This is a genomic window from Synechococcus sp. R6-10 (assembly GCF_047461815.1).
Taxonomy (GTDB): Bacteria; Cyanobacteriota; Cyanobacteriia; order Thermostichales; family Thermostichaceae; genus Thermostichus.
Genome location: NZ_JANSHW010000582.1, coordinates 1 through 632, shown reverse-complemented (window position 1 = coordinate 632; position 632 = coordinate 1). Strand labels below are relative to the sequence as shown.

Here is a 632-nt window from a genome sequence, read left to right as displayed (position 1 = left end):
AGCACGAGGACGGCGGTACGGTTGCTCGCGGCTTCAAAGGGTTGCAGTTCGACCATATCGTCCACATGGAGCACCTTCAGGGGGCGTTTTTGCTTGTTTTGTTCGGGCAGTTCGAATCGGCGGAAGCCTGCGCCCGCGGCGGTTTTGAACACGCTTTGGGTAATCACGAAGCCCAGCTTGCCTCCCTCTTTGAGCAGGGCGTCCGCAACGACATAGGTCATTAGCGTCGCGATGTCCACTTTGACCGCGCCGAGGCGCGGGCGTCCACCCTTGTAGGTTCCCGCGAGTTGATAGCGTTCCCAGAGGTGTTTCGTGTCCTCCCGATAGGAGTCGGGCAGGTGTTCCCAGTTAATCCATGGCGGGTTGCCGACGATGTAGTCGAACTGCCCGACGGTGAGGGGTGCGAAGTTGTTTTTGAGCAGGCGCGCCCAGAGTCCGTTCATGCCCTGCCGGTGCAGGGTGTGCAGCCTGTCGTACACCGTTTTCACGCGGTTGGCAGCGTGCCCGTCCCAGCCTTCAGGGGCAAGTTCCTTTTCGACGCGCTGCACGAAAGCATCTGGGAGGGTGTCGCTGTTCACGCATGCCTCCAGCAGGTCGCAGAACCGATCGAAGACGCCGATACGGCACAAAGC

At 60.6% G+C, this 632-nt stretch carries 1 protein-coding gene; it reads right to left on the bottom strand.

Going from position 1 to position 632, the window contains the following annotated elements; translation table 11 throughout:
• Positions 1-578, bottom strand: a 578-nt coding sequence (locus tag NW837_RS14100; RefSeq protein ID WP_414332225.1) for an Eco57I restriction-modification methylase domain-containing protein, incomplete at its 3' end; no start/stop codon positions are given.
• Positions 579-632: the final 54 nt, after the last annotated feature.